Annotated in this window: 21 protein-coding genes; 12 read left to right on the top strand and 9 right to left on the bottom strand. The window is 67.0% G+C overall.

Features of this window, described 5'->3' with window-relative positions; translation table 11 throughout:
- Nucleotides 1–132 precede the first annotated feature (132 nt).
- Nucleotides 133–540: a luciferase domain-containing protein gene (locus LTV02_RS22195; protein ID WP_233033501.1), complete on the top strand. Its 408-nt coding sequence runs from the start codon at nucleotides 133–135 to the stop codon at nucleotides 538–540.
- Here the strand turns inward: LTV02_RS22195 and LTV02_RS22190 are convergent.
- Nucleotides 534–827: a putative quinol monooxygenase gene (locus LTV02_RS22190; RefSeq protein WP_233033499.1), complete on the bottom strand. Its 294-nt coding sequence runs from the start codon at nucleotides 825–827 to the stop codon at nucleotides 534–536. The genes LTV02_RS22195 and LTV02_RS22190 overlap by 7 nt on opposite strands.
- A gap of 418 nt (nucleotides 828–1,245) precedes the next feature.
- On the bottom strand, nucleotides 1,246–2,436 hold the full coding sequence (locus LTV02_RS22185; protein ID WP_233033498.1) for a PucR family transcriptional regulator: 1,191 nt from the start codon (nucleotides 2,434–2,436) through the stop codon (nucleotides 1,246–1,248).
- A 136-nt stretch (nucleotides 2,437–2,572) separates the two neighbouring features.
- On the opposite strand from LTV02_RS22185, the gene LTV02_RS22180 reads away from it, so the two are divergent.
- Nucleotides 2,573–4,042, top strand: a complete 1,470-nt coding sequence (locus tag LTV02_RS22180; RefSeq protein WP_233033496.1) for a long-chain-fatty-acid--CoA ligase — start codon at nucleotides 2,573–2,575, stop codon at nucleotides 4,040–4,042.
- Between the two features lie 53 nt (nucleotides 4,043–4,095).
- Nucleotides 4,096–4,947 carry an alpha/beta hydrolase gene (locus LTV02_RS22175; protein ID WP_233033494.1) on the top strand — a complete coding sequence of 284 codons (852 nt, stop codon included), beginning with the start codon at nucleotides 4,096–4,098 and terminating at the stop codon, nucleotides 4,945–4,947.
- A 3-nt stretch (nucleotides 4,948–4,950) separates the two neighbouring features.
- Here LTV02_RS22175 and LTV02_RS22170 read toward each other — a convergent pair whose 3' ends face one another.
- The gene (locus LTV02_RS22170; protein ID WP_233033492.1) at nucleotides 4,951–5,538 is read right to left on the bottom strand and encodes a MarR family winged helix-turn-helix transcriptional regulator; all 588 of its coding nucleotides are present in this window, start codon (nucleotides 5,536–5,538) and stop codon (nucleotides 4,951–4,953) included.
- Nucleotides 5,539–5,578: 40 nt separating this feature from the next.
- On the opposite strand from LTV02_RS22170, the gene LTV02_RS22165 reads away from it, so the two are divergent.
- The 5 genes from LTV02_RS22165 to LTV02_RS22145 all read left to right on the top strand — a co-directional run bounded on the left by LTV02_RS22165 (nucleotide 5,579) and on the right by LTV02_RS22145 (nucleotide 11,512).
- Nucleotides 5,579–7,216 carry an MFS transporter gene (locus tag LTV02_RS22165; protein WP_233041663.1) on the top strand — a complete coding sequence of 546 codons (1,638 nt, stop codon included), beginning with the start codon at nucleotides 5,579–5,581 and terminating at the stop codon, nucleotides 7,214–7,216.
- Nucleotides 7,217–7,548: 332 nt separating this feature from the next.
- Complete coding sequence (locus LTV02_RS22160; RefSeq protein WP_233033490.1) at nucleotides 7,549–8,298, top strand: histidine phosphatase family protein; 750 nt, start codon at nucleotides 7,549–7,551, stop codon at nucleotides 8,296–8,298.
- A 767-nt stretch (nucleotides 8,299–9,065) separates the two neighbouring features.
- Nucleotides 9,066–10,655, top strand: a complete 1,590-nt coding sequence (locus LTV02_RS22155; protein WP_233033488.1) for an ArnT family glycosyltransferase — start codon at nucleotides 9,066–9,068, stop codon at nucleotides 10,653–10,655.
- 68 nt (nucleotides 10,656–10,723) lie between these two features.
- Nucleotides 10,724–11,110 carry an avidin/streptavidin family protein gene (locus LTV02_RS22150; protein WP_233033486.1) on the top strand — a complete coding sequence of 129 codons (387 nt, stop codon included), beginning with the start codon at nucleotides 10,724–10,726 and terminating at the stop codon, nucleotides 11,108–11,110.
- A 9-nt stretch (nucleotides 11,111–11,119) separates the two neighbouring features.
- A complete protein-coding gene (locus tag LTV02_RS22145; RefSeq protein ID WP_233033484.1) occupies nucleotides 11,120–11,512 on the top strand; it encodes a nitroreductase/quinone reductase family protein in 393 nt (130 codons plus the stop codon).
- Nucleotides 11,513–11,582: 70 nt separating this feature from the next.
- On the opposite strand, the gene LTV02_RS22140 is transcribed toward LTV02_RS22145, so the two are convergent.
- Nucleotides 11,583–13,055 (bottom strand): MDR family MFS transporter, encoded by a 1,473-nt coding sequence (locus LTV02_RS22140; RefSeq protein ID WP_233033482.1) that lies wholly within the window; start codon nucleotides 13,053–13,055, stop codon nucleotides 11,583–11,585.
- 295 nt (nucleotides 13,056–13,350) lie between these two features.
- On the opposite strand from LTV02_RS22140, the gene LTV02_RS22135 reads away from it, so the two are divergent.
- Both LTV02_RS22135 and LTV02_RS22130 read left to right on the top strand, forming a co-directional pair.
- The gene (locus LTV02_RS22135) at nucleotides 13,351–14,211 is read left to right on the top strand and encodes an ATP-grasp domain-containing protein (protein ID WP_233033477.1); all 861 of its coding nucleotides are present in this window, start codon (nucleotides 13,351–13,353) and stop codon (nucleotides 14,209–14,211) included.
- Nucleotides 14,208–14,975 carry an ATP-grasp domain-containing protein gene (locus LTV02_RS22130; RefSeq protein ID WP_233033475.1) on the top strand — a complete coding sequence of 256 codons (768 nt, stop codon included), beginning with the start codon at nucleotides 14,208–14,210 and terminating at the stop codon, nucleotides 14,973–14,975. The genes LTV02_RS22135 and LTV02_RS22130 overlap by 4 nt, the downstream gene beginning before the upstream one ends.
- 5 nt (nucleotides 14,976–14,980) lie before the next feature.
- On the opposite strand, the gene LTV02_RS22125 is transcribed toward LTV02_RS22130, so the two are convergent.
- The gene (locus LTV02_RS22125; RefSeq protein WP_233033473.1) at nucleotides 14,981–15,817 is read right to left on the bottom strand and encodes a universal stress protein; all 837 of its coding nucleotides are present in this window, start codon (nucleotides 15,815–15,817) and stop codon (nucleotides 14,981–14,983) included.
- Between the two features lie 253 nt (nucleotides 15,818–16,070).
- Between LTV02_RS22125 and LTV02_RS22120 the strand changes: the two genes are divergently transcribed.
- On the top strand, nucleotides 16,071–16,493 hold the full coding sequence (locus tag LTV02_RS22120; RefSeq protein WP_067710615.1) for a DoxX family protein: 423 nt from the start codon (nucleotides 16,071–16,073) through the stop codon (nucleotides 16,491–16,493).
- A 39-nt stretch (nucleotides 16,494–16,532) separates the two neighbouring features.
- On the opposite strand, the gene LTV02_RS22115 is transcribed toward LTV02_RS22120, so the two are convergent.
- Nucleotides 16,533–17,009: a hypothetical protein gene (locus LTV02_RS22115; RefSeq protein ID WP_233033471.1), complete on the bottom strand. Its 477-nt coding sequence runs from the start codon at nucleotides 17,007–17,009 to the stop codon at nucleotides 16,533–16,535.
- Nucleotides 17,006–18,253 carry a hypothetical protein gene (locus LTV02_RS22110; RefSeq protein ID WP_233033470.1) on the bottom strand — a complete coding sequence of 416 codons (1,248 nt, stop codon included), beginning with the start codon at nucleotides 18,251–18,253 and terminating at the stop codon, nucleotides 17,006–17,008. Before LTV02_RS22110 ends, LTV02_RS22115 begins: the two co-directional genes overlap by 4 nt.
- A 181-nt stretch (nucleotides 18,254–18,434) precedes the next feature.
- Here LTV02_RS22110 and LTV02_RS22105 point away from each other — a divergent pair, with 181 nt between their 5' ends.
- Complete coding sequence (locus tag LTV02_RS22105; protein WP_067710618.1) at nucleotides 18,435–18,776, top strand: hypothetical protein; 342 nt, start codon at nucleotides 18,435–18,437, stop codon at nucleotides 18,774–18,776.
- Here the strand turns inward: LTV02_RS22105 and LTV02_RS22100 are convergent.
- Nucleotides 18,763–20,079, bottom strand: a complete 1,317-nt coding sequence (locus LTV02_RS22100) for an NtaA/DmoA family FMN-dependent monooxygenase (protein ID WP_233033469.1) — start codon at nucleotides 20,077–20,079, stop codon at nucleotides 18,763–18,765. The two genes, LTV02_RS22105 and LTV02_RS22100, sit on opposite strands and share 14 nt — an antisense overlap.
- Complete coding sequence (locus LTV02_RS22095; RefSeq protein ID WP_233033468.1) at nucleotides 20,076–21,116, bottom strand: LLM class flavin-dependent oxidoreductase; 1,041 nt, start codon at nucleotides 21,114–21,116, stop codon at nucleotides 20,076–20,078. The genes LTV02_RS22100 and LTV02_RS22095 overlap by 4 nt, the downstream gene beginning before the upstream one ends.
- Between the last annotated feature and the right edge of the window lie 85 nt (nucleotides 21,117–21,201).

Raw genomic sequence — 21,201 nt, 5'->3', positions numbered from 1 at the left:
CATGGGTCGTATCGATATCCACGCAGGCACCGCGGCCATGTCTGTGACGTTCACATGACCTTGACGATTCCACCTCGCGCTGGATCGAAGCCCGAGACCACACCGTGGCTACCGCACATCCAGCTGTCCGACGTGAGCCCGGGACCGATCCGGGATGCCTATCGAGCGTGGTTGGCGAGCCTGCCCGGCATCGGAACCGGGCAGAGCGAGGTGTCGATCCCGGGATCGATGGGTGTCTTCCTCGAGCGTGTCGCCGCCCGTCCCGGCGTGGATCTGATGCCACCGCAGTGGGATTCGGAGTTCGTCCACCTGCACCCGGACGGCAGCGTCCACGTGATCCTGCCCCCCGACGATGTTGCGGAAATCCTCGAAAAGCATTGGGGTGAACCACATCCGTACTACGGACAACACCGAGGCAGCCACAGTGTCGATGCGGTGCTCGTCTACGCGCCGCGCACCGCGGACGAACTGAAGATCGTGGAACAGATTGTCGGCGCGGCTTACGAATACGCCACCGGCCGATCGGCCGATACTCAGTGACGTCGCGTCGCGTCGAAGGATGAGGAACGGATGCGGCGCACGACGTAGTTCTTGCTGGCCTTCTGGACCTTGTGCAATGCGGGATGTTTCAGATGGGCCTCGTAGGCGTCGTGGTCGCGCCAGACCTCGTACAGGAAGAACACGTTCGGATTTTCGATCGTGATGAAGAACCGCAGGCTGATCGCACCCGGGAAATCGGCCAGCGCCTCCTGCATCTCGAGGGAGGCGGCGACCGCTTCGTCATGCCGGAGGGGATCGATTTCGAACTCCGTCGTCATGATGATCATGAATCTTGATCGTAGGAGATCTCCCCGCTACGTGCGCATAACCGCGCGGCTACACCACACTCAATCGATCTTGCGGATGCGAATCACGTGCAGATTCTGGCCGAACTCGCCGGGGTAGCGGCGGGAGTGCCTTTCAACCTGCTGCCACTCCGATGGCTTGGCCACAGGCGGCGGTCAATCATTGCCGGATCGGCGGTGGATACGCCGCGCCACCGTCATATCGGCGGAAATTCGCAGCTCACGACGGGGCTGCATTGTTGTAGATGCTGTACGTGCCCCACCGGGGGCACAACCGACGGCACCCCTTGTACAAGTTGCTTGGCGAGGGGTGTTTTTCGGCATTCGACAGGATCACAGTTTCGTGTCAGCCCGCGACCTCGAGCGATCGAGGGGCAGTTGACCTGGGCGGATGGATCTGTCACAGGCTGGGATTCGGGCGGTGCAATGCACGCAGGGCGGCTCCGAGTTCGAGGACTGCTTGGGGGTCGGTGAGGGAACGGCCGGTGACTTCCTCGATGCGGCGCAGGCGGTAGCGGACGGAGTTGGGGTGTAGGAAGAGTTTGCGGCCGGTGTCGGCGGCGGAGCCGTTTTCGGCGTACCAGGTGTGGAGGGTTTGCAGTAGCCGTTCGCGTTCTTCGTAGGGCAGGGCCAGTAGTGGACCGAGTGAAACTCGGGTCATCCGTTCGGCTTCGACCGGTGCTGCCGCGATCAGCATGGCGAGGGGGTCGTCGTCGAAGCGGGCGACGCCGCGGGGGCGGTCGCGTAGCCCGGTGAGGGCGAGTCGGGCGAAGTGCAGTGCCTGCGGTGTCTCGGGCAGGGCGTTGTAGGGCGGGCTGATGCCCACGCGGGTGTGATGGGCGCGTAGTGCCTTCAGTGCTGATGGTTCTCGGGGTTCAGGCAGAGCGAGTACGCCGATCTGCTGGTCGGGCAGCAATCGCCAGGCGGAGGTGATTTGTGCTGTGCGTAAGGCTATTTCGATGCCGGGTAGGGCCTCACGGCCGGTGGCGGGTGCTTCGGCGGCGACGACGACGTAGCGGCCAGTCGGTGGCAGGCCGAGGATTCGGGTTGCTTCGCCGAGGGTGGTCGGGTCGGCGATCATGCCGGTGAACAGGGCCTCGACCAGGACGGAGCGTTCATGTTCACGTTGCAGTACCAGTTCGGTGGTGGTTTCTCGGTAGGCGGCCGCGACAGCGACAGCGTATTCACCCGATAGTGCCCAGACCTCTGCGGCGAGGGCGACGAGCATTGCGTCGGTGACCTCGGGGTGGCGTCGTGAGGCGGAAACCAGTTCGGACCACAGGAATTCGAATCCGATGCGGAAGGCGTGCAAGGTTTCGGCCAGGGGCACACCTTGTTGTGCACGTAGTCGCCCGGTCTCCTTGGGCGGTTCCGGGTCCACCGGTGCGGTGGTGGTGAAGTGTCGCAGCATCAGAGTGAGATTGCGGGTGCAGGAGGTGCGAATGGTGCCGAAGGGGACCTGCGCCTCGTTGCGGTAGGTGTCGAGTTCGGCGAGGAAGCGCCGGGCCAGCCGCAGTCCGAGGTCGTCGATGGTCTCCAGTAGGAGCCCGGCTACTTCGACGATTGCTTCCGGCGGCGTTGTACGGGGCATTTCCGCAGGTTACCGGTTCGTGATTGTTGCGGGGAACAGTTGGCGGACCGGTGATGTTGTCCCTGCATCCATGGGAGAGCGATCACATCGATGCGACGATTTCGGCGATGTTTTCGGCACTACCGGAAAGTTGACGATGCGCTCCTTGACCGTGAATCTGCTGCAGTCGGCCCTGCGCGTCCCGGACCGGGCCGCGGTGCGATCGGGCGATACGGTCCTGACCTACGCGCAGCTCGAGGAGCAGACCGCGCGGGTCGCCTCCATGCTGCGCGCCGAGGGCGTGACTCCAGGGTGCCGGGTGGCTCTGATGCTGCCCAACGTGCCGGAGTTCGTGGTTCTCTACTACGGGATCCTGCGCGCGGGATGCGTTGTGGTGCCGATGAATCCGTTGCTGAAGGCCCGTGAGGTCGCCTACCACCTGACCGATTGCGGTGCACGAGTGCTGTTCGATTGGAGGGGCGGTCCAGGGGAGGGCCCGCAAGGGGCGGCGGCGAGCGGGACCATGGTCCGGACGATCGATCCGACGTCGTTTGCCGCCCTGCTGGCGCGGCACGCGCCACGCTATGACAGTCCAGAGGTGGAATTGGATCAGGTGGCGGTGATCCTCTACACCTCGGGGACCACCGGCCAACCCAAGGGAGCGGCGTTGACGCTCGCCGGGCTCGCGCACAACGCCGAGGTGTACGCCTCGACCGTGCAGGAACTCCACCACGACGATGTGATCCTGGGCTGCCTGCCGTTGTTCCACACCTTCGGGCAGACCTGCGCACTCAATGCCGCGATCTATAGCGGGGCCGCGCTGACGCTGGTTCCACGCTTCGAGCCGGCCACGGTATTCGAGGCGATCGCCCGCGACCGGGTCACTGTCTTCGCGGGTGTGCCGACCATGTACTCCGCGCTGCTGCACGACGCGGATGCGACGACAGCGGACGTCACGTCGTTGCGGCGCTGTGTATCCGGCGGTGCGTCGCTTCCGGTGGAACTGCTCACCGCCTTCGAGAAGACCTTCGGCTGCGAAATCCTGGAGGGCTACGGTCTGTCGGAGACCAGCCCCGTGGTCACGTTCAACCACGCCGGGCGGCCCCGCAAACCCGGCTCGATCGGTGTGCCGATCCGTGACGTCGAGGTCGATTTGGTCGATGTGATCGACGGGATCGGCGAGATCGCGGTCCGCGGCCCGAATGTCATGTCCGGCTACTGGAATCGGCCCGAGGCGACCGAGGCCGCGATTCCTGACGGCTGGTTCCGCACCGGCGACCTCGCCCGGCGCGACGACGACGGCTACTACTACATCGTCGACCGCAAGAAGGACATGATCATTCGCGGCGGGTACAACATCTATCCGCGCGAAATCGAGGAGCTGCTCTACGAACACCCCGATGTCGTGCAGGCCGCCGTCTTCGGCATCGCCGACGATCACCTGGGGGAGGAAATCGTCGCCGCCATCGTCCTGAGCGCGGAAGCGAACACCACCGGAGAAGAATTGCAGCGCTTCGTGCGCGAACGCGTCGCTGCCTACAAATACCCCCGCCAGGTGTGGCTGCTCGACGAACTGCCCACCGGCCCCAGCGGCAAGATCCTCAAACGCGCCATCGTGAGGCCATGAAACACGCCGCCACTCTTCATATTTCATCCCTCGAAGTCGCAGGAGCATCTCCCATGTCCACCTTCACCAGCAGCGACGGCACTGTCATCCATGTCCGGGAATGGCTGCCAGCCGACCGGGAGCCGGCCGGGATCGTGCAGATCGCGCACGGGATGGGCGAATACGCCGCTCGCTACAGTCATCTCGCCGAGCGCCTCGCCGACGCCGGATACGCCGTCTACGCCCCGGACCATCGCGGGCACGGCCACAGCATCGCGGGCACGCCCGGCGACCTCGGTGAGAACGGATGGAACCTGCTGGTCGAGGACCTTGTGACGCTTACGGGGCTGTTGCGCGCCAAGCACACCGGGATTCCCGTCATCCTGTTCGGGCACAGCCTTGGATCCTTCGCGGTTCAGCAGTACATTCTCGAACACTCGGGCCTCGTCGACGATGTCGTGCTGTGCGGTACCACCGCGGTCGACCAGCTGTTCGCCATGATCGCCGAGGCCGATGGAGATCTGCTGGGGCTGTTCAATGCTCGATTCCAGCCCACGCGCACGACGGCGGACTGGCTCAGCCGTGACGAGGCGCAGGTCGACGCGTATGTGGCGCATCCGTGGTGCGGGTTCGATCTCGACCCGGCGAACATGACGCTCTTGGCAACGGTTGCCGCCGAACGGCTTTCGAAGCCGACAACCGTTCCCACCGATCTACCTGTCTACGTGATGGTGGGTGATCGGGATCCGCTCAACGATAATCTGCGGTTGAGCGACCTGCTGATCGACCGATATCGCGAGGCTGGGCTGACCGACATCACCTACCGTGTCTACCCGGGCGCTAGGCACGAGATCCTCAACGAGATCAACCGCGACGAGGTGGAAGCCGACCTGATCGCCTGGATCACCCGCATGTCGAGTCCGTAATCCTCAGCCGCTCTGAGCATCTCGTAACGGTGAGGGCGGAAGCGGCTGGGCGAGACGACTGTTCATCGCGCTCGTAAGTTCGATCAGGAAGTTCTCGAACAGCCGGAGCTGCTCGGGGGAGTGCCGGGCAATGACGGCGGCGACCTGCTCGCCGAGCGGACGGAAGAACTCGTCGGCAAGCTCGTGCACCTCCGAACTGCCGCGCAAGGTGATGACGCGCCGGTCGTTGTGCTCGCGCGTGCGCATCACATGGCCGGCCTGTTCGAGCCGATTCAACAGCGCCGTCGTGGCGGGCTGGGACAACGAGATGCGTTCGCTCAGGCGGGCGGGCGACAAAGCCGCGCCACGTTCTTCCGCACCGAGGATCTCGATGAGCGCTTCGGCATCGGTGGAATGCAGACCCAGCCACGCCGCGAACCGTCGGCTGAATTCCCGATAGTTCGCGCCGTAGGCGCGCAGACCCTCGGTCAGCTGATCCTGCTGATCCCGCGCAACCGGGTGGTTCATCTGCCCCTGCCCACCTTTCTCGCACCGGAGCGACACCGGTGACACCGTTTGACAACCTACTCCGCTCGTATGTACTTTCGCCATGGAATTATTCTATGATGGAAGTAGGTGTCCGGTGGACGAGATGGAAACAGGCGAGACGCAGCCGGAGGCGAAGACACCACTGCTGCACTGGCTCGGCTTGCTCGCCATCGCCCTCGGTGTCGCGCTGATCGTGGTCGACACCACGATCGTGAACGTGATCATCCCGTCGATCATCGAGGACCTGAACACGGGTTCCACTGAGGCGCAATGGATTCAGGAGTCCTACGCGATCGTTTTCGCGGCGCTGCTGCTGGTGGTCGGCCGCGTCGCCGACATCATCGGCGCGAGGCGGGTATTCGTCGCCGGTGTGGTTGTCTTCGGCGTTACCAGCATCCTGGCGGGACTCGCACCCGGTGGTGGACTGCTGGTCGTCGCGCGGTTCCTGCAGGGCGCGGGTGCGGCGATGATCCTGCCGACCTCGTTGGCGCTGCTCAATGCCACATTCACCGGTAAAGCTCGTGGTCAGGCGTTCGCCGTCTGGGGTTCCACGATCGGTGCGGCGGCCGCGCTGGGCCCGCTGCTGGGCGGCTGGCTCGCCGAGCATGTGTCGTGGCGCTGGGCTTTCGGCATCAATGTCCCGCTCGCCGTGGTGATCGTGATCGGTGTGATGGCGTGCATCGAGCGTTCGCCCCGGATGCCGGGACGGCTCGACATCCTCGGTTCGGTGTTGTCGGTGCTGGGCCTGGGCCTGCTGGCCTTCGGGTTGGTCGAGGGCCGTGTCTACGGCTGGATCACCGCCAATCACACGCTGGAGATCGGTGGCTTCACCTGGGACAGCGGCCCGTCGCCGGTGCTGGTCGCGCTCGTTCTGAGCGTGGTCGCGCTCGCCGGATTCCTGGGGCGGCAGGTGGCCCTGCGCCGGGCCGGCGACGCCGATAAGGCGCTGATGGACCTGAGCCTGTTCCAGCTGGCGTCGTTCCGCAACGGCAATATCGCCACACTGATCATCGGACTCGGGGAGTTCGGCATCGTCGCGGTGCTGCCGCTGTGGCTGCAGTTCACTCTCGGCTACAGCGCGGTGCAGGCAGGTCTGGCCCTGGTGCCGATCGCCATCGGCAGCTTCATCGCCAGCGGCGCCAGCTTCGGCCTGGCCGACAAGAATGTCTCGCCTGTCAACCTGGTCCGCCTCGGCCTGGCCTTCGAGGTCATCGGGCTGGGTGCGCTGGCACTGTTCGCCTCACCGGACAACTCATGGTGGTCGCTGGCGCTGATCCTGTGCCTGTACGGCATCGGTGTCGGCTTCGCGACCGCCCAGGTCACCAATGTCGTCCTGGCCGACATCCCGGACAACGACAACGGCCAAGCCTCCGGCATCCAGAGTGCCTTCCGCCAACTCGGCTCCGCGCTCGGGATCGCGGTCCTGACCACGGTCTTCTTCACCACGCTCGGATCGCAGGTCACCGACCACCTCACCGCGGACGGCATACCCACCGTCCAAGCTGAACAGCACGCGCACGCGATCACCAACAGCGCGGGCGCGGCAATCGCCGGGTATGCGGCCCAACCACAGACCGAGCCGATCGCGGAGGCGGGCCGTACTGCGATGACCGACGGCATCGAGCTGGGCGGCTATCTCGCAGCAGGATTCGTCCTGCTCGGCTTGATCGCTACCACCCTGATCCCGAAATCGGCGGCACGCGATGGACAGCCGAATCAGGTATCAGTCGCGCACATCTGACCGAAAACGATCTCCGGCCCGCCCAGCCACCGGGTGCGCCGGCGATCGCGAAGTCGCTGATTCTCTCGAGGGGCAGCTGGAGCCAGCAGCTACAACGACCGGCGATGAACCCGCCGAACAATCGGCATATCGGCGGAAATCCGCAGCTCACGGCGGGTTCGCGATGTTGTAGATGCTGTACGTGCCCCACCGGGGGCACATTGCCGCTGATCCCGATGAACGGGACCCCACGGCCGATTCGGGAAAATAGCTGCTTTTGTGATGGGCGACACTCCAATTCCGGTGTTGGCATACCTGAATTGGCGTTCCCCTGATGAAAGGCATTCCCACCTATGCGAATCCGATCCATTCGCCTGTCCATCGCTGTGCTGGCGACCGCGGTCGCAACCACCACCACCGGCGTCGCGTCTGCCGACATCGACTTCGGCAGCTCGGGGGGCAACTCCGGCAGCAGCTCCCTCAGCAGCGGCGACATGGTCATCACCCTGGTGCGCCATGCCGAGTCCGCCGGCAACACCTCCGGTCTGATCGACACCAAGGTGCCCGGGCCCGACCTGACCGCTCGCGGCAAGGCGCAGGCGGACAAGCTGGCCACCCAGCTGGCCGACAAGAAGTACGACTGCGCGTTCGCCTCGAATATGGTGCGTACCTCGCAGACCGCGGCGCCGACCGTGGCGAAGAAGAACCTGAGCCTCGAGGTGCAGCCCGGATTCCGGGAGATCGAGGCGGGCCAGTACGAGGGCACCCCGGAAGCCGAGGCGATGTCCGGGTACCTGCAGGCGCCGATCAAATGGCTTTCCGGCGATCTGAGCGCGCGCATTCCGGGCTCCATCGACGGCAATGAATTCGACGGCCGCGTCGATCAGGCGCTGCTCGACGTGCAGCGTCGCGGCTGCTCCAACCCGGTGATCTTCTCGCACGGCGGCACCATCATGTTCTGGGCCATGATGAACGCCGACAATGCCGACAAGAGCAAGCTGGGCAGCGACCCGATGCGCAACGGCGGCCACGTCATCCTCAAGGGCAACCCGAAGAAGGGCTGGACGATCACCGAGTGGGTCGGCCACCCGGACCTCGGCTGATCCTTCCTTTCGCGCCCCGGATGTCACCGGCACCATCGGTGGCGCCGGGGCGCAGTGCTACCCCCGGGAGCACTGCGCCGGCCGATACGGCCGACCCGGGTGTCAGCGGCGATTGGCCATGTAGTCGGATCCGGAGCTCAGCACTCCGACGCCTTTTCCGAAGAGCGAGAAGAGGACTCCGAGGATTTCCATCTGGTATGTGTTCCTTACTGGCTGGTATTGCATGGATCTTTTTCTGGCGAACACACGCATATCACGGGCCGGGCGGACGACGGATCGGTCAGCGTATCGGTAGGCGAACAGACGGCAAACAGCATCGGAATTCGGAGTGCGAGAAGGCATCTCCGGACAAGGTGGGGGACTGGTGGTATTAGTTGATGCGAGCTACGCCACATTTTGTGATCGGGTTGTCGGCAAGCCCCGAATTCTATTGGGTTGGCTGGGCTATCGCCCTGTGCTGATCCGTTCCTATATCGCGCACCGAATCGGTCATTGAATCGGTCGTTTTGGCACGCTGTGTCAGTGTCATCGCCCTGACCTGGTGTTTCAAATTGAAAGCGGATGGCTATCGCTGTCCGTAGCATTTGCGAATGTCAGTCCGACGCATTAACGTTTCGCAAAATTGCAAAATCCGAGCAGACTGCGGGCGTTCGTGCCCATCGAGTTCGCTGCCGGGGAGGAATCGGTTCGTCAGCGAACAGATGTGACGTCACCACCGGGCGTGGGATCGTCGCGTATCTATCGGGAAAGTTAGTCGGGGACAATTAATGACAGCGGTCGTCACGGTTCGGACCGAACCGGAAGCCATTACCGATGCCCATCCGCCGTTCGCATTCCGGGGTGTGGCGCTGATGTCCGCGATCTCCTTGGTCGTGCTGACGGTTGCCGCGGGGCGCTACGAGTTCTTCGGCGACGAGCTCTACTTCCTTTCCGCCGGACGGCGACTCGACTACACGTACGCGGACCAGGGCGTCGTGGTGGCCTTCTTCGCGCATATCGCGGATGTGCTGGCGCCGGGATCGGTGACGGCGGTGCGGGTTCCGGCCGTGGTGATGGGCGTCGGCGCCATCGTGCTGTCGGCGCTGATCGCCTACGAACTCCGCGCCGGCCGCCGGATCCAGTTGCTCGCCGCGTTCACCTATGCGACGTCCAACCTGCTGGTGACCCAGTGCGCCTTGAGCACGTTCTCCTTCGATGCCACCCTCACCGCCGTCATCACCTGGCTGCTGATCCGCTGGGTGCGCACCCGCCAGGACCGGCTGATCATCGCGGCCGGCTTGGTCGCCGCGCTGGACATGCAGGTCAAGTGGATGGTCCCGTTGGTGTGGGCTTGCCTCGGCGTGGCGGTCGTCCTGTGTGGTCCGCGCGAGATCCTGCGGCGGCGGGCGCTGTGGGTGGCCACCGGCATCCTCGCCCTCTCGGCGGTCCCGATTCTGTACTGGCAGTCGCAGCACAACTGGCCGCAGCTGGCCATGGGCAGCATTATCGGCGCCGAGCAGGACGCCACCGGTTACGGTCCGCTCGGATTCTTCCCGCAGTGGCTCGTGCTCGCGGGCTTCCTGGGCGTCCCGCTGATCGCCTTCGGATTCTGGGGCGTCTTCAAACAGGAGTCGTTGCGCCCGTACCGGTTCATCGCGATCGCGATGTTGCTCATGACCGTGTTCGTGGTGGCCACGCACGGCCGGCCCTACTATCCCACGGGCTTCTTCCCCGCCATGTTCGCGCTCGGTGCGGTCGCCTTCTGGCAGTTCGACCGGAAACGCTGGATGAACCTGGCCACCATTCCGCTCATCGCGATCACCGCGGCGGCCTTCATCGGCACGCTCGTCCTGGTGCCGTTGCCGCCCAGCTGGCGCAGCCAGACCGTGACTCCCATCGATCTCGGCATCCGTTCGGCCCTGTGGGGAACCACCAATTGGTCGCGCATGGTCGCCGCCGTCGACACCGGCTACCGGACCCTGACGCCCGAGGAGCAGGCGCACTCCGCCATCATCACCCAGGGCTACTGGCAGGGCGGCGCCGTCGAACAGTTCGGCGGCAAGTACGACCTGCCCGCCACTTTCAGCCCCAGCCGCGGCTTCGGATTCTTCGGCCCCCCGCCGAATGACACCACCACGATCGTCTTCGTCGGCCTCAACACCGCCGAAGCCGACCTGAAATCCCGCTTCGCCGAAGTGGAACGGGTAGTCGAGCTCGACGATCCCATGGGCACTCCCGGCATCGACCGCATGGTCGCGGTCTGGAAGTGCAAGGGCCCGAAGCTCGAGTGGCCGCAGCTGTGGGACACCTGGACCACCCTCTACTTCGACCTCGGCCACTGGCGCGATTCCCGCGCCACCACCCGCCCCACGCACTGAGTCCGGTCCGGAGTCGCCCCTTTCGATCAGGGGCGACTCCGTTCGCGTTTTCTGGGTACCCGCTCCCCATGGCTGATACCGACTGGAAAGGTCTCTGGCGCAACGAGTACGGTTCGCGCCTCACCATCACCGACGACTCGGACGGCACCCTGACCGGCACCTTCGAAACCGCCCTCGGCGACAGCGCCTTCGCCGGCACCCAGGTCCCCATCCAAGGCCTGCACTCCGGCCCCTGCGCCCAATTCGCCTTCGTGGCCGCCGGCGACATCCCCGCCATCTGCTCCTTCACCGGCCTCCTGCGCGACGGCGAACTCCACGCCGCCTGGCACCTGGTCGCCGACCAAGCCATCAAACCCCCGCACCCCGGCGCTCCCCCCGAACTCCTCACCCTCCCCTGGGCCCACGCCGTCCTCACCAACAGCGACACCTTCACCCGATCCACCACCCCCTGTTAGCGTCGCACCATGGTGACCCGCGCCGATCTCCAGCATGCCGTCGTAACCACCCTCCAACGCCGCATAGGCAACCCCATCCTCTCTCGCCTCCCCATCCAAACCCTCCTGGAAACCACCGGCCGCACCACCGGCAAACCCCGTATCACCCCCATCGGCGGCCGCCGCACCGGTACCTCCTTCTGGTTCGTTTCCGAATTCGGCGACCGCTCCCAATACATCCGGAACATCAAGGCCGACAACAAGGTCCGCCTGCGTATTCGCGGCCGCTGGTATACCGGGACCGCTCATTTGGTCCTCGACGATGATCCGGTGGCACGTTTGCGCACGCTGCCGCGGGCCAACAGCACGGCGGTGCGGGCGGTGGGCACGGACTTGATGACGGTGCGAGTCGATCTCGATTGACGGGCGGGGTCGGAATAGCGAGCGAGGCGGATCCGCTGGTGCGGATCCGCCTCGGGTACTCAGGGGATGGTCAGTCCTTGACCAGTTCCGGGGTGCGGAGTTCCTCTTCGTCGGGGACGGGTGTGCCGTGGGGGTCGCCGGAGGAGCGGTTGGGGAGCAGGACCGCCATGACGATCACCAGGAGGGAGAGGGCGGCGGAGACGGCGAAGGCCAGTTTCATGCCGTCGAGGTGGGCTTGTACCTCGTCCGTTCCGGATTCGATCAATTGGGTACGGCGGGTGGACATCACGGTTACCACCAGGGCGGTGCCGAAGGCGGCGGCCACCTGCTGGAGGGTGCCGAGCATGGAGCTGCCGTGGGAGTACAGGTGCGGGGGCAGGGCGCCCAGGCCGAGGGTGAAGACGGGGGTGAAGGCGGCGGCCAGGGAGACCATCAGCAGGATGTGCAGGGCCAGCAGCTGCCAGTACGGCATGGACAGCGAGATCTGGGTGAAACCGGCCAGGGCGAGGGTGATGCCGATGGAACCGGGAATCACCAGCACCCGGCCGCCGAAACGGTCGAAGACCTTGCCGACGGTGGGTCCGAGCAGGCCCATGGCCAGACCGCCGGGCATGATCAGCAGGCCGGTCTGCAGCGGGGACAGATGGCGCAGGATCTGCAGGTACAGCGGCAGCAGGATCATCGAGCCGAGCATGGCCAGGAACGCCACCGACATCAGCACCAGCGCCTTGGTATAGGTGCCGGAGAGCAGGATGCGCAGGTCCAGCAGCGGAGAACCGTTGCGCTGCAACCGGATCTGCCGGGCCGCGAACACCGCGATCAGCACCGCGCCGCCCGCGACCAGCAGGGCGGGCACCACCGCGCCACCGGATTCGAACTTGCTCAGCCCGTAGACCAGCCCGCCGAAACCGAACGCCGCGAACGCCACACTGAGCCAGTCGATCGAACCGGTCTGCGGTTCACCGATATCTTCCAGCTTGCGCAGCCCCAGCCAGGTCACCGCGGCCGCGATCGGCAGCACCAGCACGAACAGCCAGCGCCAGGAACCCACCTGGAGCACCAGCCCGGAAATCACCGGACCCATGGCCGGCGCCACCGAAATGGCCAGCGTCACATTGCCCATCACCTTGCCGCGATCGGACTCCGGCACCACCGTCATCAGCGTGGTCATCAGCAGCGGCATCATGACCGCGGTGCCGCCGGCCTGCACCACGCGCCCGATCAGCAGCACCGCGAAGGACGGCGCGACCGCCGACAGCGCGGTACCGGCGATGAACACGCCCATGGCGATGGCGTACGCCCGCCGCGTGGTGACCCGCTGCAGGAACCAGCCGGTGACCGGGATGACCGCCGCCATGGTGAGCATGAACGCGGTGGAAACCCATTGGGCGGCGCTCTCGGTGACCTTCAGATCCGTGATGAGCCGCGGGATCGCATTGATCATGATGGTCTCGTTCAGGATCACCACGAACGTCGCGAGCACCAATAATCGGATTACCGTAGGCGTCCGCCCTGGTGAGCGCACGGATAGATCGGCGGGCATTCGGAAACCTCCGGTACAGGTGTGGGGTCGGGCGTCGGGTGGCCAACGGCGAGTCACCGACTCCGCCGCCGGAAGGCCACACAAGGACAGACGGGTTCGGTTCGCTCAACTCATCGGGTTGCCGCAAGTATTCCTGGAGGGTCCGACAGAAATCACTCGATTTTCCGGCCGCCCCGGGTACGCCGGCCCGCGCCGTGTTGCGCTTTCCGCGGTAGAACGGATGATCTTGGCAGATCTATCGGCAAAAGTGTTGGGCCGCAGGGGGTGAACTACCCGGCGGGGACGGGGAGATGTGATGGCCGCGCGGATGAGATTCTGCTTTCTGGTGGAGGAGCAGTATCGCCACGATGGAATGCCGTTGGACGTGGCGCGGCAGCTCATCGGCTGGGGGCATCGGGTGGATGTGGTGCGGCCGGGCGCGGAGCTGCTGGACCTCAACAGCCTGGTACGGCGCGGACGGCACGACGCCTGGGTGCTGAAGACGGTGTCCGGCGGCCCCGGGCTGGGCCTGCTGGAAGCGGCCGCGGCGGCGGGGCTGACCACCGTGAACGACGCGAGATCCATTCGGGGCGTTCGGGACAAGGTGCAGGCGGCCATGATCGCCGCCGACAGCGGGCTGCCGGTCCCGGCCACTTGGGCGGCGGCGCGGCTGCGGGATCTGGCGCGGGTGCCCGGATCGCGGTATCCGCTGGTCGTGAAGCCCGCCGACGGCAGTTCGGGGCGCGGGGTGCGATTGATCAGGCGACCGGAGCAATTGGACGTGATGATCGGCGAAGGGCCGGACGGCGTGCACATCGCACAGCCCTATGTGCCGAATTCCGGTGTGGATCTGAAGGTTTACAGCGTGCGCGGGCAATTGTTCGGCACCGAACGGACCTCGCCGCTGGCGGGCGACGGTTCGGCCGACCGTCCGGTGCGTTTGAGCCGGGAGGTGCGCAAGATCGCCGCCCGCGTGGGCGAGGTCTTCGGACTGGACCTGTTCGGGGTCGACATCGTGATCGGCCCCGACGGCCCGGTCGTGGTGGACGTCAACGACTTTCCGAGCTTCCGGCAGGTGCCCGATGCCGTCGCCACCGTCGCGCAGGCGATCGTCGAACTGGCCGGGACCGGTTCGGAATGGCCGGCGGCCGAACAGCTGGCGAGCCGGGCGCTGTGAGAATCGGCCTGCTGACCGGTGATCCGGCGCATGCGCTGCTGGCCGCCGCGACGGAGATCTGGCGCGGCGGCGGGCATCGGGTCGAACACCTGGCTCCGGACGCGTCCGCCATCCCCGCCGATCCCGCCGATGTCTATCTGCTGAAAGCCCGCACCCCGCAGGCGATCTCGTTGGCGCGCGACCTGGAACGTCGCGGCGTCCCCGTCCTCAACTCGGCCGCGGCCACCGAGTTCTGCCAGGACCGAATCAGCATGGCGCACTTGGCCGCAGCATCCGGCCTGCCGTTTCCGGCGACCACCGCCCTGCCCACCCTGCGTGAACTCACCAGCATCGAGCGCCCGCTGGTGGTGAAGAGCAGGCACAGCCGCCGCGACGACCTGGTCGCCCGCCTCGACGACCCCGCCGGCCTGCGCACCCTCACGGCCGCCTGGCCCGAAGAACCCGTCGTACTACAGGATTTCGCCCCCGGCGACGGCTGGGATCACAAACTGTGGGTGGTCGCGGACCAGGTGTTCGCCGCCCGCCGCCGGTCCGAACTCGCCACGGGACCGAAGGTTCCGGACGTGCCGCTCGCCGGCGTCCATCCGTGGAGCGAGCTGGCACTGCGCACCGGTGAAGTCTTCGGCCTGCGCATCTTCGGCGTGGACCTGCTCGAGGTCGAGGGGCGGCCATTGATCGTGGATATCAATGCCTTTCCCGGCATCCAGGGCAGCGCGGCGGCCGCGGCGGTGCTCGCCGAGTTCACGCTGACCGCCGCGCACTGACCGCCCTACTCCCCGCCCACCACCATGATCGGGCACTCCACCGACAACAACAGCGACTGGCTGGTGGAACCGAAGACCCTGCTGGTGAATCCGCCACGACCGCGCGTGCCGACCACGAGCAGCTGTGCGCCGGTGGACCATTCGAGCAGCGAGCGTTCGGGGCGGTCGTTCGCCACCTCGCGCTGGATGCGGACCTCCGGGTAGCGCTCCTGCCAGCCCGCGAGGCTTTCGGCCAGGACGTAATCGTCGGTGCCGGGATCCTCCGCGCTGTTGTCGTGAGCGTGCAGGGCGATGAGGTCGACACCCCTGGCGGCGGCCTCGTCCATCGCGGCGGCCAGTGCGGGTTCGCTGACGGCGGTCCCGTCCACGCCGACCAGAACGGGACGGGTGCGCGTGTCGGGCGGGAACACCACGCCGTCGCGGATCACGGTCACGGGGCAGTGGGCGCGGCGGGCCAGCGCGGAGCTGACCGAGCCGAGCAGGGCACGGCGCAGGGTACCGGCGGGGCGCGCCCCGGTGACCAGCATGCGGGCCTTCTCGGAGCGATCCATCAGGGTGGGGGCCACCATGCCGGGGGTGAGTTCGGTGGTGATGGCGATCTCGGCGGAGGCGGTGGCGGCTTCGAGCGCGGCGGCCTCCAGCAGCCAGCGGCCGTGCTCCTCCAGGCGTTCGTAATCGGATTCGGTGAGGACCGAGCCCAGGCCGAGGCCTTCGGCGGCGGTCACCTCGAGCACGCGCAGCAGGTGCAGGGGTGCGTGATGCAGTGCGGCGGTCCGCGCCGCCCAGCCCACCGCGGATCCGGCGGATTCGTCGATGGCGACGATGATGGGCGCACTCGTCATGCTGGGTCCTCCTGCTGTCGGGGAGGAAATCCCGCGACCCCGCCCTCGGGGTGTACGTGGCTGGGCGGGGCCGCGGGTTCCCTCATCCTGGTTCCTCAACCGAAGTCGAGGTCAAGTCGGTGGGGGATGGCTCACACCTACTCGCACGTTACCGCGTCCTCACCCGTGATTTGCGGCAGGATTGCGACAATCGCGATTCGTTAGGTCTGCATGCGCAAAGCTAGGTGGAAACCGCGACGCTGGGAGGTAGCCCATGGCGGGCAATGATGGTCACGCACAGGAACTCCGGCCGTATGTACTGCTGCTGGCGCGGCTGGTGCTCGGCGTGAACTTCGTATTCTCGGGCACGTCCGCGCTGGCCGGGTGGCCGAATACCGCACCCCAGGCGACCCCCGGTGAATGGCCGTGGTGGTGGGCCGGATTGTTCGAACTGGTGGTCGGCGTACTGCTGATCCTGGGCACGTACACCTTCGCCGCGGGCCTGTTCGGCGCGGGAATGATGGCCTACGCCTACATTTTCGTGCACGCGGCCGACCACCCCGACCATTGGTGGAACGCGTACCGCAATGGCGGCCAGGCGGCATCGGCCTTCGGTGTCGGCCTCCTGCTCATCGCCTTCTTCGGCCCCGGCGCGGCCGCCTTCCAGCCCGGCAGCCGCACTCCCGCCCGCCGCTGACCTCGCCGCGCGAAACTGTCCGGCGTGCGGCCCGCAGGCTCAATCTCGCTGCGCGCCAGACGGCCAGACGCGGGTTACCGGGCTGCCGCGCCGGATCGCCGCCGCCACCGCATCGGCCGTGCCGCCGAATCCACGCGCCGGTTCGCCGTCCCAGACCGCGAGCAGTTCGTCCGCATCGTCGAGCATGCGCAAGCTCGCGGCCTGGTGCGCCTCGGGCGCCGATTCCCGGAAGTCCAGTCGCGTCACCGAACTCGCCGCCGCGAGCAGCCGGTCGTAGGTGCGATGGTGTTCGACCGGCAGGCTCTCGCGGTACTCGTGCGCCGGAATCACCACTTCGAGCCGCCCGCCCGCGTCCAGCACCGCGTCCGCGAACAGCGAATCCGGCCCGTCCGCAAGGCAACTCACGCCCACCAGGTCACCACTCCGCCCGGCCACCGCGTCCCGCAGCGCGGCCCCGACCAGCGCCAGCGTCGGCGTGGACAGGCCGCGATGCCCGGTGATGGCGATGCGCGTCATTGTTCATCTCGTCCGTACAGCGTGGCAAGGGCTTCGTCCAGCGCCCTGGCCTCGACGGTACGCGCGGGCAGCCCGGCCCGGAATGCCCTGGCGGTGCGGGTGATCCGCTCGCTGTGATAGGTCAACCCGACCAGCAGCGCCTCGGCCGCCAGCGCGCATCCGGCCTCGATATCGCCGCTGCGCGCCAGCACCTGCGCGTGCTCCACCTTGGCCAGCGCCCGCGGCTTCTCGGCGGTCAGGGCGCTGTCGGCCAGCTGGAATGCCGCGTGCGCCGCGCGATTATCGCCGAGCCGGGTCAAAGCGCTGGCCTGATACCGCGCCGCTTTCGGGGCATCGAACGCGAACACCCACGGCCACTGCGGTTCTCCGCGCTGCCGCTCCACCAGCCGCTCGGCCCGCCGCAATGCCGTCAGGGCGTGCTGCCGTTCCCCGGTGGCGGCATGGGCGATGGCCAGCAGCGAGGTCAGCCACGCCATCGCACTGTCGGGCGCGTCGCGCCCCAATTGCCCCGCCGCCGTACGCAACAGCACCAGTCCGGCCCGCCCGTCACCCATCTCCACCGCGTAATGCCCCAGGCTGGCCGTCATATACGACACCAGCAGCGGATGGTGCGTCCGCTCCGCATGCCGGATGGCCTCCACGTACCGCCGCCGCGCCGCCGCGTCGTCCCCGCGATCGGCCGCCAGCCACGCTGCCAGCCCGGCGATTTCGGACAGCACCCGGAACCCGCCCGAAGTCCGCAGCCGGTCGCGCACCACCCCCGACACCAGATTCAGGTGCGCGTCCACCACCGGCGCCAGCCGATCCGACGGCACCGAGGATTCCATCCGCCGGTAGTTGGCGGTCGGCCCCGCCAGGGTGTCGATCAGTTCGGTCTCGGTGGGCGCGGTATTGGCCAGTACCGCGCCCGTGGTCACCACGAGTGCGCTGGAGAGGAATTGCTTGCGGTTCACGCTCGCGTCATCCGCCGCCGGATGCCCGGTGCCGAAGCCGAGATCGGCATCGGTGGTGACGTTCAGCACCGCGCGCAGTGCGGCCCGGTAATGCCTTCTGGGCCATGTCGTTTCGCCTCGCTCCCATTTGCCGACATGCCGTTCGTCGACCGCTCCGCGCTTGCCGGTGGCGCGCAGGACATGGTCGTTGACGGCGTCCGCCAACTCCCGGCGCGTCATCGATCGGCCGGGCGATCCGGGTGACTCCATGTGCAGCCGAGCTGCCAGGAGCAGCTCATTGCGACCGGTCACGGCATGCGGCTCCTCGTGCTGGACCTATCCCGAGAATAGGCTTTCCACGGATTTGCCGTGCCGCCATGACCCTCGATTGCCCACTAATTTCCCCACCGCACGCCGTCGATCGATCGCGCGGCATGGATGAACGTTGAAGTCGGCGACCGACTTCGGCCGTAGACCTCCTCGAGGGATAGCCATGACAACGGAACCGAATGCCATCGGATGGTTGCGGAGTGACGTATCCGGGGCTCGGCAGGAATGGGACGAGGCGCAGATCCGCGGCGTCGCGCAGCGGCTCGGCTACGACCTGCGCAAGACGGTGGTGTTCGGTCCGTGCACCGATCGCCCGCTGCACCGGCTGCGCATGCTTGTCTCGCGGCTGGCCCTGGAAGCAGTGATCGTGCCCAGCGTCGAGCATTTCGAGCACGGCATGGTGCCCGCCGAACTGGTCGCGGTCGCGGACGTCATCACCGTGACGCCGGTGCAGACCTACGCCCGATACGCCACCGGTGAGCTCCCCGAGCTCAGCGGCGGGTGAGGGGTGGGCGTAGGTCCAGGTGTTCGCGCAGGGTCGCGCCGGTGTAGCTGGTGCGGTACGAACCACGTTCCTGCAGTTCGGGAATCAGCCAATCCACGATGTCGTCCAAACCGGTCGGCACCAGATACGGGGTGATATTGAACCCGTCGCTCGCGCCGTGCCGGACCCAGCGGGTGAGTTCGTCGGCGACCTGACCCGGGGTGCCCGCGAAACCGAAGCGGGCGGTGGTCTCGATGGCGACCTGGCGCAACGAGAGTCCCTTGGTCTCGGCCAGCTCCCGCCACTGCGCCACGATGGCGGTGCGATCCTGGCCGTCGCGCTGGGCGCCGCGAGTGCCCGAAATCGTGCTCTGCTCAGGGTCTTCGGCCGGCAACGGGCCGTTCGGGTCCAGGTGCGAGAGGTCCTTGCCCCACACCTGCCCGGCCAGCGACAGCGCGGTCGCGCCGGTGATCTGCTGCTCGAGCACCCAGCGCTTCTTCTCCGCCACCTCGGATTCGCTTTCCGCCAGCACGATCTGGGTGCCCGGCAGGATGCGGATGTCGTCGGCGGGGCGGCCGGCGGCGACCAGGCGGGCGCGGATATCGGTGGCGAACTCGCGGGCGGGCTCGAAATGGGTGCCGAAGGGGGAGAAGATGACTTCGGCGTGCGCGGCCGCGAAATCCCGGCCGGCGGGGGAGACGCCCGCCTGGAAGATCACCGGATGGCCCTGGGCGCTGCGCGGGACGGTGGGGGTGGCGGCGAAGCGGAAGTGCGCGGTATCGCGCTCCACGGTGCGGGGTGCGCTGTCGTCCCAGGCGTCCCAGAGTTCTCTTGCCGCGCTGAGGAATTCGGCGGCGCGCTCGTAACGCAGGGCGTGATCCAGGAACCCGCCGCGCCGGAAATTCTCGCCGGTCCAGGCATTGTCGGTGGTGACGGCATTCCAGCCGGCGCGGCCACCGGAGAGCACGTCCAGGGAAGCCAATCGCCGGGCCAGGTCGGCGGGCTCGTTGTAGGTGGTGTTCTGGGTGGCCACCAGCCCGATCCGGGAGGTGATGCTCGCCAGCGCCGCCAATTGGGTGATGGCGTCCGGGCGGCCCGCGATATCGGTATCCAGGAGCTGTCCGTCCTGTTCGCGCAGGCGCAGGCCCTCGCCCAGGAAGAACGCGTCGAAGAGCCCGCGCTCGGCGGTGGTGGCGACGTGGCGGAAGGTCTCGAAGTCGATCTGCGAACCGCTGCTCGGATCCGACCAGATGGTGCTGTGATTGACGCCCTGGAAGAAGACGCCGAAATGCACCTGGGCGTCGGGGAACGGGACCTCGGTCATCGGTTGAGCTCCTTGGCGAAACGATTGACGGGGCGGGGCAGGCCGAGGTTCGCGCGCAAAGTGGAACCGGGGACCGGGCGGTGCGCGTGGCCCGAGCGCAGCAGGGCGGGCAGCACGTGGCGGGACAGGGCGGGAAGGTCTGCGTCGATCGAGGCCGGGTGCAGGCGGACGCCGTCGGCGCGGGCGGCCAGGTCGGTGAGCAGGACGGTGAGGTCGGCGGTCGAGCCCGAGAAGTGCAGGCGGGCCGGGGAATTCGTGCTGGAGGTGCGGCTCGGCTCGGCGCCCAGCGCGATCTCGAGATCGACCAGGACGCGCGGGACGCCGGAGGTACGGGCCTGGTCGACCGCCGCCAGCGCGTCGGGCACGGTCGCGCCGCTCACCAGTGCGACGTCGACGCCGTCGGAACCCGTTGTCTCGTAGGCGAACACGACCACCTGACCCTGCGGCGGGCGGGGCACGATGGCCGGGCCCTTCACCGAGAAGGTGGCGCCCGTGAAGTCGGCGTAGTGCAGCTTGTCGCGGTTCAGGAACTTCCCGGCGGCGAAGTCGCGCACCACCGCGTCGTCCTCCCACGAATCCCACAGCCGGCGCGCGACCTCGATGGAATCGACGCGCTCCCTGCTGATTTCGGCTTCGGTGCGCAATTCTGTCGCGCCCCAAGCACGCGCGGTGGCCGGATCGTCGGCGGCCAGCCAGCCCGCCCGGCCGCGCGAGGCGTAATCCAGGGTCGCCAGCTGCGAGGAGAGGTGGAACGGTTCGGCATAGGTGGCCGCCACCACCGGCACCAAACCGAGCGTGCTGGTGCGGGGCGCGACGAAGGCGGCCCGGGTGACGGCATCGATGCGCCCGCCCGGCACCGGCCGCTCCGGCGCGAGGGAATCATCGAAGGTCGCGAAGGTGAAACCCGCGTTCTCCGCGGCATTCACGCGTTTTCGCAATACGTCGGCGGGGTGGAAACCGTCCCCGTCGAGTTCGATGCCCACCGCGAACAGGCTTGTCCGGTAATCGCTCTCGCTCGCCATGGGTTCGATGTTCATCGAACGGATTGGCCGCGGCCACGGTTGCCGTCAGCGTGATCCGAACCCGGGTGACGTGGATCACCGCCCCGGGTATTGCAGATAC

This window comes from Nocardia yamanashiensis, from assembly GCF_021183565.1.
In the GTDB taxonomy this organism is placed as follows: Bacteria; Actinomycetota; Actinomycetes; order Mycobacteriales; family Mycobacteriaceae; genus Nocardia; species Nocardia yamanashiensis.
Note: the sequence above shows the minus strand (reverse complement) of the source record. Positions and strands in the feature narration are given on the sequence as shown.

What these genes read in the sequence shown, in the direction of transcription:
- LTV02_RS22190 (WP_233033499.1), bottom strand. Translation starts at nt 827, where the DNA reads ATGATCATCATGACGACGGAGTTCGAAATCGATCCCCTCCGGCATGAC.
- LTV02_RS22185 (WP_233033498.1), bottom strand. Translation starts at nt 2,436, where the DNA reads ATGCCCCGTACAACGCCGCCGGAAGCAATCGTCGAAGTAGCCGGGCTC.
- LTV02_RS22180 (WP_233033496.1), top strand. Translation starts at nt 2,573, where the DNA reads ATGCGCTCCTTGACCGTGAATCTGCTGCAGTCGGCCCTGCGCGTCCCG.
- LTV02_RS22175 (WP_233033494.1), top strand. Translation starts at nt 4,096, where the DNA reads ATGTCCACCTTCACCAGCAGCGACGGCACTGTCATCCATGTCCGGGAA.
- LTV02_RS22170 (WP_233033492.1), bottom strand. Translation starts at nt 5,538, where the DNA reads ATGGCGAAAGTACATACGAGCGGAGTAGGTTGTCAAACGGTGTCACCG.
- LTV02_RS22165 (WP_233041663.1), top strand. Translation starts at nt 5,579, where the DNA reads ATGGAAACAGGCGAGACGCAGCCGGAGGCGAAGACACCACTGCTGCAC.
- LTV02_RS22160 (WP_233033490.1), top strand. Translation starts at nt 7,549, where the DNA reads ATGCGAATCCGATCCATTCGCCTGTCCATCGCTGTGCTGGCGACCGCG.
- LTV02_RS22155 (WP_233033488.1), top strand. Translation starts at nt 9,066, where the DNA reads ATGACAGCGGTCGTCACGGTTCGGACCGAACCGGAAGCCATTACCGAT.
- LTV02_RS22150 (WP_233033486.1), top strand. Translation starts at nt 10,724, where the DNA reads ATGGCTGATACCGACTGGAAAGGTCTCTGGCGCAACGAGTACGGTTCG.
- LTV02_RS22145 (WP_233033484.1), top strand. Translation starts at nt 11,120, where the DNA reads ATGGTGACCCGCGCCGATCTCCAGCATGCCGTCGTAACCACCCTCCAA.
- LTV02_RS22140 (WP_233033482.1), bottom strand. Translation starts at nt 13,055, where the DNA reads ATGCCCGCCGATCTATCCGTGCGCTCACCAGGGCGGACGCCTACGGTA.
- LTV02_RS22135 (WP_233033477.1), top strand. Translation starts at nt 13,351, where the DNA reads ATGGCCGCGCGGATGAGATTCTGCTTTCTGGTGGAGGAGCAGTATCGC.
- LTV02_RS22125 (WP_233033473.1), bottom strand. Translation starts at nt 15,817, where the DNA reads ATGACGAGTGCGCCCATCATCGTCGCCATCGACGAATCCGCCGGATCC.
- LTV02_RS22120 (WP_067710615.1), top strand. Translation starts at nt 16,071, where the DNA reads ATGGCGGGCAATGATGGTCACGCACAGGAACTCCGGCCGTATGTACTG.
- LTV02_RS22115 (WP_233033471.1), bottom strand. Translation starts at nt 17,009, where the DNA reads ATGACGCGCATCGCCATCACCGGGCATCGCGGCCTGTCCACGCCGACG.
- LTV02_RS22105 (WP_067710618.1), top strand. Translation starts at nt 18,435, where the DNA reads ATGACAACGGAACCGAATGCCATCGGATGGTTGCGGAGTGACGTATCC.
- LTV02_RS22100 (WP_233033469.1), bottom strand. Translation starts at nt 20,079, where the DNA reads ATGACCGAGGTCCCGTTCCCCGACGCCCAGGTGCATTTCGGCGTCTTC.
- LTV02_RS22095 (WP_233033468.1), bottom strand. Translation starts at nt 21,116, where the DNA reads ATGAACATCGAACCCATGGCGAGCGAGAGCGATTACCGGACAAGCCTG.